Here is a 13,586-nt window from a genome sequence, read left to right as displayed (position 1 = left end):
CTTCCGGGGGGGGGAGCAGGTTCACGTGAAAAACACGCGTATAAACAAAATGATAATCCACTTCCGTGTCGCTGGGGCACACGGAGGTGGTGCAGCACACGGGGCCACGGTTTCATGGTGAGCACAGCCGATGAGCGCCCGGCACCCGAGGCCTTTCTGGAGGAGGCCCGCACCGAGGCCCGCGGCCGGGGTGCGCCCGGGCGGCTGAAGATCTTCCTTGGGGCCGCGCCGGGCGTGGGCAAGACCTTCGCCATGATCGAGGAGGCCCGCGCGCGCCAGCAGGCGGGGGAAGACGTGGTCGCGGCCCTGGTGGAAACCCACGGCCGCGCCGACACCGCCGGTCTTCTCGGCACCCTGGAGCAATTGCCGCGGCGGCCGGTGGCGTATCGCGGGCAAAGCTTGAGCGAGCTTGATCTTGACGCCCTGCTCGCCCGCCACCCGCAGCTCGCCCTCATCGACGAGTTCGCCCACACCAACGCGCCGGGATCGCGCCATCTCAAACGCTGGCAGGATGTGCTGGAGGTGCTCGACGCGGGCATCGACGTGACGACGACCCTGAACATCCAGCATATCGAGAGCCTCAACGACATCGTCGCCCGCATCACCGGCGTGAAGGTGGCGGAGACGGTGCCTGATCATGTGCTCCAGCGGGCGGACGTGATCGAGCTCATTGACCTGCCGCCGGAGGAGCTCATCAAGCGGCTCAAGGCGGGCAAGGTCTATGTGCCGCAGCAGGTGGGGCGGGCGCTGGAGAACTTCTTCTCCAAGGGCAACCTGACGGCGCTGCGCGAGCTCGCATTGCGCACGGCGGCGAGCCGGGTGGATGCCGACATGCTGGCCTACATGCAGGCCAATGCGGTGAAGGGGCCCTGGCCGACCCAGGAGCGCCTGCTGGTTTGCGTCAACGAGGCGCCGGTGGCCAAGGCCCTGGTTCGGGCCGGAAAGCGCATGGCCGAGCGCGCGAGGATCCCCTGGATCGTCGCCACCGTGGTCACCCCGCGCCACGAGGCCATGCCGCCCGAGGCGCGCGCCGCCACCCGCGAGGCGCTGCATCTGGCCGAAACCCTGGGCGCGGAGACGGTGACGCTCCACGCGGAATCCGACGTGGTTGCCGAGCTGCTGCGCTACGCCCGGGGGCGCAACGTTTCCCGCGTCGTCATGGGGCGCGCGCGTTCGCGCGGCTTCTGGCGGCAAGGGCTGGCGGGCCTGTTCCGTGAGCGGGTGGCCGACCGCCTGCTGGATGCGGCGACCGATTTCGAGGTCACCCTGGTCACGGCCCACGGGCGACCGGGGCGGCGGCCCCTGGCCCACGCCCGCCATCTCAAGCCGGAATGGCGGGGCTATGTGGCCGCGGTGGCGGCCATCGCCCTCGCCAGTCTCATCGCGTGGCCCATTGGCCTGTGGGATGCGCTGCCGGGCGGGGCGATCTCGGCGATCTATCTCACCGCCGTGCTGGTGGTGGGGGCCCGGCACGGGCTGGGCGCCTCGCTGGTGGCCACGGTCCTCGGCTCCGTGGCCTACAATTTCTTTTATACCGAGCCCTATTACACCCTTTCAGTGAGCAATCCGGAGGACGTGGTCTCGATTCTGGTGTTCCTGGTGGGGGCGGTGTTCACGGGCAGCCTCGCCGGCCGGCTGAAGGCGCAGGTGGAAACCATGCGCGCCACCCAGCGGCGCACGCAGACCCTCTACGATTTCGCCCGCAAGATCGCCTCCGCCGGCAATGCCGACGACGTGCTCTGGGCCGGCGCCTACCACATCGCCGCGACGCTGGACTGTCAGTCCCTCATCCTGATGCCCGATGCGGAGGGGACCCTGCAGCAGGTGCAGGGCCATCCCACCATCGAGGATCTCGACGCGGGCGCGGAGGCGGCGGCGCGCTGGGCGTTCGAGAAGAACCAGCCGGCGGGCTCGGGCACCGCCACCCTGCCCATGAGCGCGTGGCTGTTCGTGCCGCTGGCGGCGGGTGAGCGGCCCCTGGGTGCGATCGGGGTGCGGTTCCGCGACCGTGGACGCGGCCTGGATCCGGAAACCCGGCGCCTGCTGCTGGCGGTGGAAGACCAAGTGGCGGTGGCCATCGAGCGGGTCCGCCTCGCCGGGGAGCTGGCGGATGCGCGGGTTTCGGCCGAGAGCGAGCGGCTGCGCGGGGCGCTGCTCAATTCGGTGAGCCACGACCTGCGCACGCCGCTGGCCACCGTTATCGGCACCGTCTCCACCCTGGCGGAGAATGACGATGGCAGCATCGGCCCGGCCGACCGGCGGGAGCTCATCCTCACCGCCTTGGACGAGGCGCGGCGGCTCGACCGCTATGTGCAGAACCTTCTCGACATGACCCGCCTCGGCCACGGCGCCCTCAGCCCCAAGCGCGCACCGGTGGAGCTCGGGGAGATCGTGGGGCGCGTGCGCACGGATCTGGCGCGGGTGCTCGCGGCCCACACGGTCGTGGTCAGTATCCCGCGTGATCTGCCGATGCTGGATGTGGATCCGGTGCTGATCGGCCAGGCGCTCACCAATGTGCTCGAAAACGCTGCGAAATATGCCGCGCCGGGCACCTCCATCCTTCTCTCTGCACGCGCCGAGGGCCGCGATGCGGTCGTCACCGTGGCCGATGAGGGGCCCGGCATTCCAGAGGGCGAGCGGGAGAAGGTCTTTGATCTCTTCCACCGCGTTACCCAGGGCGATGCGCGGCCGGCGGGCACGGGGCTGGGCCTTGCCATCGTGCGGGGGCTTGTGGAAGCTCACGGCGGACAGGTGAAGGCGGAGGCGGGACCGGGCGGGCGCGGGGCGGCCATCACGCTCCGGCTGCCGCTCGCCCCGCAGTCCCCCTTGGATGACGGCGCATGACCCAAGCGAGCCCAGCCACGAGCCCAGCCACGAGCCCAGCCACCCGCATTCTGGTGATCGAGGACGACGCACCCATCCGCCGCTTCCTGCGGATCGCGCTGGCGAGCGGTGGCCACGACATGCTGGAGGCTGAGCGTGGGCGCCAGGGGATCGAGCTTGCGGCCACCTCCGCGCCCGATTGCGTGGTGCTCGACCTCGGCTTGCCGGACATGGACGGCAAGGAGGTGATCGCGGCCATTCGCGGCTGGTCACGGGTGCCGATCCTGGTCCTGTCCGTGCGCGACGGCGAGGCCGAGAAGATCGCTGCCCTCGACGCCGGGGCTGATGACTACGTCACCAAGCCCTTTTCCACCGGTGAGCTTCTGGCGCGCCTGCGCGCGCTTCTGCGCAACCGCCTCGATCGGCCCAGCGAGCCGCCCGAGCAGGTGATCGGGCCCTTGAGCGTCAACTTCGCCAGCCGGACGGTGCGGCTGGAGGGGCGCGAGGTGAGGCTGACCCGCAAGGAATTCGACGTGCTGGCGCTGCTGGCGCGCCATCCCGGGCGGCTCATCGCCCACCGCCAGTTCCTGTCCACGGTGTGGGGTCCCGCCCACGCGGACGACACCCACTATCTGCGCATCGCCGTCGGCCATATCCGTGACAAGCTGGGGGATGACGCCACCAATCCGCGCTTCATCATCACCGAGCCCGGCGTGGGTTATCGGCTGCAGGGGACATGAGCGGGCCGCTGCTCAATGCGCGCGCCACAGCAGGGCGAGCAAGGCGGCCGCGACCAGCCAGAGCGCAAGCAGCGCAGCCAGCACCGCGCCGGCGCCGCCCGTGGCCATGAGCTGGGCCGCAACCAGGGGCGCGAGGGCCTGGGCCAGCAGGGCCGGGCGCGCAAGCCGGCCGGCGAGCACCGGGTAGCGCTCGGCTCCCAGAACCGCCAGCGGCACCGTGCCCTTCGCGATCGAGAAAATGCCGTTTCCCGCGCCATAGGCGGCGAGCGCGATGGCGATGATGGGCAGCCCCAGTGCCAGCAGCACAAGCCCGAGGCCGATCAGCGCCACGGCCCACACCATGGTCCACAGCGGGTGGTGCCGCCCGCCGCTGAGCTGCTCGATGATGCGTGCGAACACCTGCGCGGGCCCGATGGCCGCACCCGCCGCCACCGCCTCCGCGAGGCTGAAGCCACGGGATTGCAGCAGCGCGAGCACCTGCACCGACATGGCGGAGGCAATGGCGCCGGCCAGCGTGATGATGCCAGCCAGCAGCAGGAACGCCTTCAGATCTCTCCCCCGCAGCGCTCCCGCCGGCCGCGGTGCGGCGGTGCCGGCCACCGCGCCGCGCGGGGCGATGGCGGGGATGTACGTGGCCACCAACGGCAGGCACAGGACCACGTGCAGCCCCGCATAAGCGAGGCAGGTGCCGCGCCAGCCGATCTTCGTTTCCAGAAAGGCGGAGAGCGGCCAGCATACGGTGCTGGCAAAACCGCCCCAGAGGGTGAGCAGGGTGATGGGGCGCCGGGCCGCCGCGCCGTGCAGCCGGCCCAGGGTGGCGAAGGCGGCGTCATAGAGGCTTGCCGCCATGCCGGCGCCCATCACGCACCAGCCGAGGGCGAAGATCGCCGGGTTTGGCGCAAGGGCGAGAATGACGAGCCCCGCTGCCAGCAGCGCGCACCCTGCGCCCAGCACCGGCCGGCCGCCATGGGCCTCGATCAAGGCGCCGATGCGCGGCGAGACGAGCCCCGCCACCAGGAGCCCCAGGGAGAGGCTGCCCATCACCCATTGCGCCGGCCAGCCGGTGTCGCGGGCGATGGGCGCCGCGAGTACCGCCAGCAGGTAGAAGGAGGAGCCCCAGGCGAAGATCTGGACGATGCCGAGGGCGGCGATGAGCCGCCGCCCGGCGGTCGGCTCCGGGCCGGGGGACGCGACGGGGGCGGCTGTGCTCACCGCACGGCCGCGCCGAGGGCCAGCCTCTCTTCCAGCTTCGCGGCCTCTTCCTTGCGCTCGCTGTAGCGGTGGGTCAGGTAGGGGGAGATGTCGCGGGTGAGGAGGGTGAACTTCATCAGCTCTTCCATCACGTCCACCACCCGGTCGTAATAAGCGGAGGGCTTCATCCGCCCCTCGTCGTCGAACTCGGCATAGGCCTTCGCCACCGAGGACTGGTTGGGGATGGTGAGCATGCGCATCCACCGGCCGAGAATGCGCATCTGGTTGACCGCGTTGAAGGATTGCGAGCCGCCGCACACCTGCATCACGGCCAGGGTACGGCCCTGGGTGGGGCGGATGGCGCCGAGGGACAGGGGGATCCAGTCGATCTGCGCCTTCATCACCGCGCTCATGGCGCCATGCCGCTCCGGGCTGCACCACACCTGGCCCTCGGACCAGAGCACCAGTTCACGCAGCTCCTGCACCTTCGGGTGCTCCACCGGCTCTGCGTCCGGCAGGGGCAGGCCATCGGCGTGGAATACCCGCGTCTCGGCGCCGAGGCGGCGCAGCAGGCGCTCCGCCTCCAACGTCAGGAGGCGCGAATACGAGCGCTCTCGCAGCGAGCCGTAGAGCAGCAGGATGCGCGGGGGATGGCGCGAGGGCGCCGCGGGGATCAGCCGGTCGAGGGTGGGGATGTCGAGCAGGGCGGCATCCACATTGGGCAGGGTGTCGTGGGTCACTGCGTGCTCCTCGCGGGCGCGCGGGTTGCGGCCTCGCCTTCATACCAACGCTTGGAGCGGTTCACGATCCACACCACGGACAGCATCACCGGCACCTCGATCAGCACGCCCACCACCGTGGCGAGCGCCGCGCCCGATGTGAAGCCGAACAGCGAGATGGCCGCCGCCACCGCCAGCTCGAAGAAGTTCGAGGCGCCGATGAGGGCGGAGGGGCCCGCCACGCAGTGCGCCTCGCCGGCCATGCGGTTCAGCACATAAGCGAGGCCGGCATTGAAATAGACCTGGATCAGGATCGGCACCGCCAGCAGTGCGATGACCAAGGGCTGGGCGATGATGGCCTCGCCCTGGAAGCCGAACAGCAGCACCAGGGTGGCGAGCAGCGCCACCAGCGACAGCGGGCCGAGCCGCGACAGGAGCCGTTCCAGGGCCTGCGGGCCCCCATGCGCCAGCACCCGGCCTCGCAGCAGCTGCGCCACGAATACCGGCACGACGATGTAGAGCACCACGGAAAGCACCAGCGTGCCCCACGGCACGGTGATGGCGGAAAGGCCCAGCAGCAGGCCCACGATGGGCGCGAACGCCACCACCATGATGGCATCGTTGAGGGCCACCTGCGACAGGGTGAAGTGCGGCTCGCCCCGGGTCAGGTTCGACCACACGAACACCATGGCGGTACAGGGCGCCGCCGCCAGCAGGATGAGGCCGGCGATATAGCTGTCGATCTGGTCCGCCGGCAGCAGCGGGCGAAACAGCCAGCCGATGAACAGCCAGCCCAGGAACGCCATGGAGAAGGGCTTCACCGCCCAGTTGACCAGCAGCGTCACGCCAATGCCGCGCCAGTGCTTGCCCACCTGCCCGAGGGCGGCGAAATCGATGCGCAGCAGCATGGGCACGATCATCAGCCAGATGAGCACCGCCACCGGCAGGTTCACCTGCGCCACCTCGACAGCGCCGATGGCCTGGAACACCGCCGGGGCGAGATGGCCGAGGATGACGCCGGCGACGATGCACAGGCCCACCCACACGGTGAGATACCGTTCAAACAGGGACATGCGTGTCTCCTTGGGATCAGCCAGCGATGCGGTGGCCGGCCGCGTCCACCACCTGCTCGCCGTCTTCCTTGGTGAAGGCGCCCTGCTGCGGCGGCAGCAGCTCCAGCACCAGCTCGGACGGCCGGCACAGGCGCACGCCCTTGGGGGACACCACGAGGGGACGGTTGATGAGGATGGGATGGGCCATCATGGCATCCAGCAGCGCCTCGTCGGACAGGGCCGGGTCGCCGAGGCCGAGCTCGGCATAGGGCGTGCCCTTCTCGCGCAGCACATCGCGCACCCGAAGGCCGGCGCGGGCGATGAGCTGCCGCAGCAGCTCACGCGCGGGCGGCGTCTTCAGATATTCCACCACGTGCGGCTCAATGCCGGAATTGCGGATCATCGCCAAGGTGTTGCGCGAGGTGCCGCAGGCCGGGTTGTGATAGATGACCACATCCATGGCGGCCTCACGCGACATGGGGGCGGGGCGCGGTGGCGCCGTCCAGCTGGCCGATCTCGCGCAGGCGGCTGCCGAGAGCGAGCCGGTCCAGCTTGGCAATGGGCAGTGCGGTAAACGCCGAAATGCGGTTCTTCAGATAGCGGAAGGCGGCGTTGAAGGCCGCCTCCTTCTGAATGTCGGTGCCCTCCACCGCGGCGGGGTCCTCGATGCCCCAATGGGCCGTCATGGGCTGGCCGGGCCAGATGGGGCAGGCCTCGCCGGCGGCGTTGTCGCAGACGGTGAAGACGAAATCCATCACCGGCGCGCCCGGCTCAGCGAACTCCAGCCAGCTCTTGGAGCGAAAGCCCTCGGACGGGTAGCCGGCCGCCCGCAGCGCTCGCAGCGCGAACGGGTTTACCTCGCCCTTGGGGGCGCTGCCCGCGGAAAAGGCGCGGAAGTGGTCCGCGCCATCATGGGCCAGGATGCTCTCGGCAAGGATGGAGCGCGCGGAATTGCCGGTGCACAGGAACAGCACATTGTAGATGTGCGGGGGGGCGGCGTCAGGCATGGGTTTCCTCGGCCTCGGGTTCACAGGAGCACGAAAGGGCGGCGACAGCGGGGGTGCAGACATCCGGATGGCCGTTGCAGCAATCCTTCATCAGGAAGGCGACGAGGTCCGACAGCGCCGGATAGACCGCGCTGTAGATGATGGAGCGGCCCTCCCGGCGCGAGCGCGCCAGACCCGCCTGCTCCAGATGGGCAAGATGGAACGACAGGCGCGAGGAGGAGGCACCGCCGATGGCCTCGCCAATGGCGCCGGCCGCCAGACCCTCCGGCCCGGCTTGCACCAGAAGGCGCACGATCCGCAGCCGCGTCTCCTGCGACAGCGCGGCGAAGGCGGCAAGGGCTTGAGCTTCGTCCATTTCTCAATATCTCAATTGAGATTGAATTATTGAATTCATATGCCGTTCGCGGCCGCCGCGCAAGAGGCCCCGGCAAGAGGCCGAGGCAAGAGGCCGGGGGAGGCGCCGGGAAGCGGCCGGCAGGGGCGGGAACAGCGGGGCCCGTTGCCGCCATGCGGGATGGAGCGGAGCCCCTGTGCTGCGCTATAGCTCCATGCCCTGACCGTGGTGGGCATTCTCCCCGTCGGCCGCCCTGTCGGTCGGCGCGGGGCCATGCGCCGCCTGCCCAAAGCCCAAGGCCGAGATGCCCCAGCTGCCTTCCGCCCCCGATCCGTCCGGATCCCTTGTCGAGCGCCTGTCCCTCCCGCCCTATCGCGCGGGGGCCCTCGACGGGCTCGCCTTCACGGTGAAGGACAATATCGACATTGCCGGCCATCGAACCTCATTTGGCAGTCCGGCGTGGCGCGGCGCGCATCCGGCACCGCGCCACCATGCGCTATGCGTGGACCAGCTGCTGGCGGCGGGCGCGCGATGCGTGGGCAAGGTGGTGGCCGACGAGTTCACCTACAGCCTGGACGGCGAGAGCGCGTTTTTCGGAACGCCGCGAAACGCCAGGGCCCCGGAACGCATTCCCGGCGGCTCCTCCAGCGGGTCGGCGGCATCGGTGGCGAACGGGATCGCGGATTTTTCCATTGGCACCGATTCCGGCGGCTCCATCCGCGTGCCGGCCAGCCTCTGCGGCCTTTGGGGCATGCGGCCTTCCCTGCACCGGATCTCGGAAGCCGGGGTCCTGCCCTTCATGCCCAGCGTGAGCACTGTCGGGGCGCTGGCGTCGCGCTTCGATATTCTTGAGCGGGCGATGCGGGTGCTGCTGCGCAGCTGCGCGGGCTCACTGGCGCCCCTGCGGCGCATCGTGGTGTTGCAGGATGCCCTCGACATCGCCGACGCGGCCGTGCGCGAGGCCGCCGAGCGGCTGCTGGCGGGCTGCGCGGCGCGGACCGGAATCCGGCTCGAACGGTTGCCGTTCGCGCAAATCACCGATCTCAGCATGAGCCTTTCCGACTGCAACGAAAAGGCCCTCAGGGATCTGCAGACGGCGGAATTTCAGTGCACGGTCAGCAACTGGATCGAGAATGCGCGACCGGAGCTCGGCTTCACCTTCTCCATGGCCTATCAGAACGTGCTGAAGTTCGATCGCATCGCCGCGCTCGACAGCCTGGCGCGGTGCGAGCAGCTGTTCGCGGCCATCAACGCCTTTCTGGCCGCGGGCACCGTCATCTGCTTCCCCACCACGCCGGTGATCGCGCCGCTGAAGGGCTCGCTTCGCACCCTGGAGGCGGTCGGCGATTTCTATGGGCGAACCATGGCCATCACGGCCTTTGCCGGTGTCGGCCGTCTGCCGGAGATCTCCGCGCCGCTGCTGAGCGTCGAGAATTGCCCGGTCGGCTTGTCCTTCGCCGCGGGCCATTACCAGGATGAATTCCTGCTGCGCGCGGTGCGGGAGATGGTCGCCACCGGGTGAGCGAGGACTGGCCCCGCCCACCCGGTCCGGTTCACGCGGTGCGGATGGTCTGCAGGAAGCGTCGCATCTGCGCCTCGAGCTGGGTGGCCTGGTCGGAGAGGGCGGCCGCGGCGGTGAGCACGTGGCCGGCGGATTCGCCCGTCTCGTCGGCGGTCTGGGCCACCTTGGAGATGTGGGCGCTCACGGTATTGGTGCCGGTGGCGGCCTGGTCCACGTTGCGGGCGATCTCGCGCGTCGCGACGCCTTGCTCCTCCACCGCGGCGGAGATGCTGGAGGCGACATCGTTCATCTTGCGGATCTGGCTGCCGACGGTCTCGATGACCTGCACGGCGTGCTTGGTGCTGGCCTGGATGGCGCCGATCTGGCTTTCGATATCCTCCGTCGCCTTCGCGGTCTGGGTGGCGAGCGCCTTTACCTCGGAGGCGACCACGGCGAAGCCCTTGCCGGCATCTCCGGCGCGGGCCGCCTCGATGGTGGCGTTGAGGGCGAGCAGGTTGGTCTGCCCGGCGATGCTGGAGATGAGGCCGACAACGTCGCCGATCCGCGAGGCGGCCTGGGCGAGGTCCTGCATCGCCTGTCCGGTCTTCTCCGCCTCGGCGACGGCCACGTCGGACATCTGGGCGGACTGCTGCACCTGGCGGCCGATCTCGTCCACGGAGGAACCGAGCTCCTCGGCCGAGGAGGCGACCATCACCACATTGGTGGAGGCCTGCTCGGCGGCGGCGGCGACGGCGGTGGACTGCTCCGACGTGCGGCGCGCGGCCTCGGCCATGGCGCGGGCGGTGCCGTGCAGCTGGCCGGACGCGGAGGCGACGCCGCCGATGATGGCGCCGACCGCGCTTTCAAACTCTCCGGCGAGCTTCATCATGCTCTCGCGGCGCTCCAGTTCGGCCCGCTCGCGGGCCGCGCCGGCCTCGGCCTCAAGTGCGGCGTTGCGGGCCATTTCCTCCTTGAAGACGAGCATGGCCTTCGCCATGCCGCCAATCTCGTCGCGGCGATGGGTGTTGGGAATGGCGATCGAGAGCTGGCCCCCCGCAAGCGCCTCCATGGCGGCGGTGAGATGGGAGATGGGGCGCGTTACCCGCTCGACGACCACGAACAGCCCCACCAGTCCCACGCCCAGCGCCAGCACCAGAAGACCGGCATAGGACAGCAGGGTGGACCAGGAGTGCGCGGCGATGGCGCCGGCCTCGTCGGCGAGGCTGTCCATGGCCGCCAGGCCCACGGCGGCCAGGTTCTCCAGCGAGGCGATGGACTTGGAGCGCCACACCTCGGTGTCGATGTTGGGCAGCGTGCCGGCGGAAAGCTCCTCGGTCAGCTTCTGCCGCAGGGCCGCCGTCTCGCCGGAGAAATAGACCTCGTCGGCGGCGCCGATGGCGGTCTTCAGCGTCGCCGGCATGTCCGATCCCTCGGCCATGGACTGCACTTCGCTCCACGCGGTCTGCACCTTCGCGTTCTGCTCGGCCAAGGCGAGGCTCTTGGCGGTGGTGAACGGGGTCTTGGTGCGCAGCGCGGCGCTGATGAGAAGGGAGGCGTCACCTGCGGCCACGCGCGCGGTGCCGGCGGCGGAGCGCAGCACGATGAAGCGCAGCAGGCTGGGCTCCAGCCCGCGAATTTCGCGCTCCACGGCCACGGTGGCCTGCTCCAGCTGGCCCAGAATGGCATGGGCTTCGGTCATCACGCGGCCGGCGAGCTTGGTGTCCCGGGCCTCGACCGGCAGCCGCAGGGCGGCATCCACTTCCGAGCGCTGCCGGCCGATGGCCGCAACGATGGAATTCAGGCGTTCCGCCACGGCCTGCGCGGCGGGCTGATCGATCTCGTTGAGCTGGGCGAGGGCTTCGCTGAGGCCCTTATCCGCGGTGGCGCGGCGCTCCATCATCTTGCTGATGACGGGCTGTGCCTTGTCCGCCGACAGCGGCAGGACCGAGCCCACATCCGCGCGCTCCACCCGATAGGCCGAATAGGCGCTGAACAGGCCCTGGTCCGCGCGCACATAGGTGGCGGCGGCATCGGCGCTCTGGTTGCGGCCATATGCGGAGATGAGCGAACTGACGCTGATGGCAGCCAGAATCGCCGCGATCGCCGAGAAAAGGACGATCAGCGTAGTCTTGATCGAAAAATTCATGCCCTGTCTCCCCCTACTTAAGCAGGTAGGGGGCAGGGCTGTCCTGAGGCTTGCGTTCACCCCGGCCTCGCGGCCCGCGTGAGGGCGGGCCATGGGGCATGCCGTCAGGCCGCGCGGATCCAGTCCTTGGCGGCTTCCGCATCGGCAAGGGCGAACACCTTGACCTCGGCCGGCATCATGAAGCGGAAAAACTCGGTCGCCTGCCGCAGCCACGCGACGTCGGTAACCACGGCGACCTTGTCCCAGCCGGTGAGATGGGCCATCCCCATCCTGAAGTCGGCCCACATGGCGCCGGGTTCGAAACCGGAGAAGTCGCCACCCACCTCATAATAGACGCGGACCTTGGACTGGCCCGCGAAGGCGGCCTCGATCCTTGGCGTCAGCACGGAATCGTAATCGTGTTTGGTGACTTCGCCGGACGCGCGGATGGCCACGACGTTCAAGGGGAAGCCTTCGAGCAGCTCGATCATTCCACCCTCCCTTTGTCCGCCGGCTGCGCTTGCGAGCCGGCCCGAGGCAGATGCGGCGGGAAGCACTATCCTCCTCCCGACGCGGGCGGCAAAGTCAAATTGCGGGTGGCGGTAGCGGTCACGGGGGCCGGTCCTCGGCGGGCGGCGCCGTGGCGTATCGGGCGGCCGGCGAATATGATCGGCTTTCCGCTTCAGGAGAGGCGAAAAGGGAGGCGCGGAGAGCGCGCGGGCCTTGCGGCGCGCGGGAGACCTTTCTTCCGCGGAAGTGGAGTGGGCGTGATCCGTCGTTTCGACAGTCTTGCGACGCGCACCGCGGTGGTGGCGGTGGTGGGCATCGTCGCGGTCCATCTGGCCAGCCTGTGGACCTACCAGCACGCCATGGAGCGCGAGCGCCACGTCGCCCACACAGCGCGGCTGGCGGAGCAGCTGGCCTCGGTGAAGCGGGCGCTGGCCCTCGTGCCCTCCGCCGAGCGGGAGAATGTGGCCCATGACCTCTCCGGCGGCGCCATCGATGCCCATTGGAGCCGTGACCCCATCGCCGCGCCGGGCCGCCCGCTGCGGCCTGGCGAACAGAGCCTGTTGGACGAGGTGCACGCTCTGGTGCCCGAGCTGGCGCCGGATGATGTGCTGATCGGGGCCGGGGCGGACCCGCATCTGGCGGTGGCCTCCCTGCGCCTGCCGGACGGAAGCTGGGCCAATGTGCGCCTGTTCGCCTCGCCGCCACAGGTGGATGCCGGCCATGGCTCGGTGCTGTCCACGAGTCTCATGGCGCTGGGCGTCCTGCTCATCTCGCTCGCCATCTCGGCCTGGCTCACCCGCCCGCTCCGGGCCATGGCGGGCGCGGTGGCGCGGGCGCACGCCGATCGCCCGCTCGCGCCGCTGCCGGAGACCGGCCCGCGGGAGGTGCGCGAGCTGGCCCACGCCTTCAACGGAATGCAGGCCCGCATTGCCGACCTGATCCGCCGGCGCACCCAGGCCCTGGCAGCGGTGTCCCATGACCTGCGCACGCCCATGACCCGCCTGCGCTTCCATGCGGAAGAGGTGGCGGACCCGGCCCTGAGGGATGCGCTGGTGGCCGATATTTCCGAGATGGAGCAGATGGTCGAGGCGACGCTCTCTTATCTGCGCGGGGAGAGCGCCGACGAGCCCGCGCGCCCCATCGATCTCGTCGCCCTGCTGGACACCATCGTCAACGACGCCCATGACCAAGGGCGGGACGTCACCCTCGACGCGCCGGCAACGCTGGTGGTCGCCGGCCGTTTCATCGCCTTGAAGCGGGCGCTGACGAACCTTGTGCAAAATGCCCTTGCCTATGGCGGCTGCGCCCGTCTCGAGCTGAGGCAAGAGGGTGCGGATGCGGTGCTCACCATCCGCGATGAGGGGCCCGGCATTCCCGAAGACCAGCTCGCGGCGGTCATGGAGCCGTTCGTGCGCCTCGAAAGCTCGCGCAGCCGCGCCACCGGCGGCGTCGGCCTCGGCCTCACCATCGCCCAGGCGGCGGTGCGCAGCCATGGGGGCACCCTCACCCTCGCCAATCGCCCCCGGGGCGGGCTCGAGGTAAGGGTCGTGCTGCCCAAGGGGTGCGTTGAAACAAACTGATACA

12 protein-coding genes are annotated in these 13,586 nt (G+C 69.8%); 4 read left to right on the top strand and 8 right to left on the bottom strand.

Annotated elements, in window-relative coordinates; translation table 11 throughout:
- The first annotated feature begins 114 nt into the window (after positions 1-114).
- Entirely contained in the window at positions 115-2,844 is a 2,730-nt protein-coding gene (locus tag L0966_RS08325) for a sensor histidine kinase KdpD (protein WP_234051433.1), read from the top strand.
- Entirely contained in the window at positions 2,841-3,563 is a 723-nt protein-coding gene (locus L0966_RS08320) for a response regulator (protein ID WP_234051431.1), read from the top strand. The genes L0966_RS08325 and L0966_RS08320 overlap by 4 nt, the downstream gene beginning before the upstream one ends.
- 12 nt (positions 3,564-3,575) lie before the next feature.
- On the opposite strand, the gene L0966_RS08315 is transcribed toward L0966_RS08320, so the two are convergent.
- Genes L0966_RS08315 through L0966_RS08290 form a run of 6 tightly spaced genes read right to left on the bottom strand, consistent with a single transcriptional unit; the run spans position 3,576 to position 7,887 of the window.
- The gene (locus L0966_RS08315) at positions 3,576-4,775 is read right to left on the bottom strand and encodes an MFS transporter (RefSeq protein ID WP_234051429.1); all 1,200 of its coding nucleotides are present in this window, start codon (positions 4,773-4,775) and stop codon (positions 3,576-3,578) included.
- The gene (gene arsH / locus L0966_RS08310) at positions 4,772-5,494 is read right to left on the bottom strand and encodes an arsenical resistance protein ArsH (RefSeq protein WP_370640673.1); all 723 of its coding nucleotides are present in this window, start codon (positions 5,492-5,494) and stop codon (positions 4,772-4,774) included. The genes L0966_RS08315 and arsH overlap by 4 nt, the downstream gene beginning before the upstream one ends.
- Positions 5,491-6,546 carry an ACR3 family arsenite efflux transporter gene (gene arsB, locus L0966_RS08305; RefSeq protein ID WP_234051428.1) on the bottom strand — a complete coding sequence of 352 codons (1,056 nt, stop codon included), beginning with the start codon at positions 6,544-6,546 and terminating at the stop codon, positions 5,491-5,493. Before arsB ends, arsH begins: the two co-directional genes overlap by 4 nt.
- Positions 6,547-6,562: 16 nt before the next feature.
- Positions 6,563-6,985: an arsenate reductase (glutaredoxin) gene (arsC, locus tag L0966_RS08300; RefSeq protein ID WP_234051426.1), complete on the bottom strand. Its 423-nt coding sequence runs from the start codon at positions 6,983-6,985 to the stop codon at positions 6,563-6,565.
- Positions 6,986-6,992: 7 nt separating this feature from the next.
- Positions 6,993-7,532, bottom strand: a complete 540-nt coding sequence (locus L0966_RS08295) for an arsenate reductase ArsC (RefSeq protein WP_234051425.1) — start codon at positions 7,530-7,532, stop codon at positions 6,993-6,995.
- Entirely contained in the window at positions 7,525-7,887 is a 363-nt protein-coding gene (locus L0966_RS08290; protein ID WP_234051424.1) for a helix-turn-helix transcriptional regulator, read from the bottom strand. Before L0966_RS08290 ends, L0966_RS08295 begins: the two co-directional genes overlap by 8 nt.
- 283 nt (positions 7,888-8,170) lie before the next feature.
- Between L0966_RS08290 and L0966_RS08285 the strand changes: the two genes are divergently transcribed.
- Positions 8,171-9,388 carry an amidase family protein gene (locus tag L0966_RS08285; protein ID WP_234051423.1) on the top strand — a complete coding sequence of 406 codons (1,218 nt, stop codon included), beginning with the start codon at positions 8,171-8,173 and terminating at the stop codon, positions 9,386-9,388.
- 31 nt (positions 9,389-9,419) lie between these two features.
- Here the strand turns inward: L0966_RS08285 and L0966_RS22235 are convergent, their stop codons facing one another.
- Positions 9,420-11,513, bottom strand: coding sequence for a methyl-accepting chemotaxis protein (locus tag L0966_RS22235; RefSeq protein ID WP_255684192.1), 2,094 nt, complete (start codon positions 11,511-11,513; stop codon positions 9,420-9,422).
- Between the two features lie 104 nt (positions 11,514-11,617).
- A complete protein-coding gene (locus L0966_RS08270) occupies positions 11,618-11,983 on the bottom strand; it encodes an STAS/SEC14 domain-containing protein (RefSeq protein WP_234051422.1) in 366 nt (121 codons plus the stop codon).
- Between the two features lie 276 nt (positions 11,984-12,259).
- Between L0966_RS08270 and L0966_RS22490 the strand changes: the two genes are divergently transcribed.
- On the top strand, positions 12,260-13,582 hold the full coding sequence (locus L0966_RS22490; RefSeq protein ID WP_234051421.1) for an ATP-binding protein: 1,323 nt from the start codon (positions 12,260-12,262) through the stop codon (positions 13,580-13,582).
- Positions 13,583-13,586: the final 4 nt, after the last annotated feature.

The organism is Xanthobacter sp. NM-59, from assembly GCF_021401125.1.
GTDB lineage: Bacteria > Pseudomonadota > Alphaproteobacteria > Rhizobiales > Xanthobacteraceae > Xanthobacter.
This window is presented reverse-complemented; position numbering and strand designations above follow the sequence as displayed.

Excerpts from the sequence above, each read along its gene's own strand:
- L0966_RS08290 (WP_234051424.1), bottom strand. The coding sequence starts at position 7,887 with ATGGACGAAGCTCAAGCCCTTGCCGCCTTCGCCGCGCTGTCGCAGGAG.
- L0966_RS22235 (WP_255684192.1), bottom strand. The coding sequence starts at position 11,513 with ATGAATTTTTCGATCAAGACTACGCTGATCGTCCTTTTCTCGGCGATC.
- L0966_RS08285 (WP_234051423.1), top strand. The coding sequence starts at position 8,171 with ATGCCCCAGCTGCCTTCCGCCCCCGATCCGTCCGGATCCCTTGTCGAG.
- L0966_RS08295 (WP_234051425.1), bottom strand. The coding sequence starts at position 7,532 with ATGCCTGACGCCGCCCCCCCGCACATCTACAATGTGCTGTTCCTGTGC.
- L0966_RS08320 (WP_234051431.1), top strand. The coding sequence starts at position 2,841 with ATGACCCAAGCGAGCCCAGCCACGAGCCCAGCCACGAGCCCAGCCACC.
- L0966_RS08325 (WP_234051433.1), top strand. The coding sequence starts at position 115 with ATGGTGAGCACAGCCGATGAGCGCCCGGCACCCGAGGCCTTTCTGGAG.
- L0966_RS08270 (WP_234051422.1), bottom strand. The coding sequence starts at position 11,983 with ATGATCGAGCTGCTCGAAGGCTTCCCCTTGAACGTCGTGGCCATCCGC.
- arsB (WP_234051428.1), bottom strand. The coding sequence starts at position 6,546 with ATGTCCCTGTTTGAACGGTATCTCACCGTGTGGGTGGGCCTGTGCATC.
- arsC (WP_234051426.1), bottom strand. The coding sequence starts at position 6,985 with ATGGATGTGGTCATCTATCACAACCCGGCCTGCGGCACCTCGCGCAAC.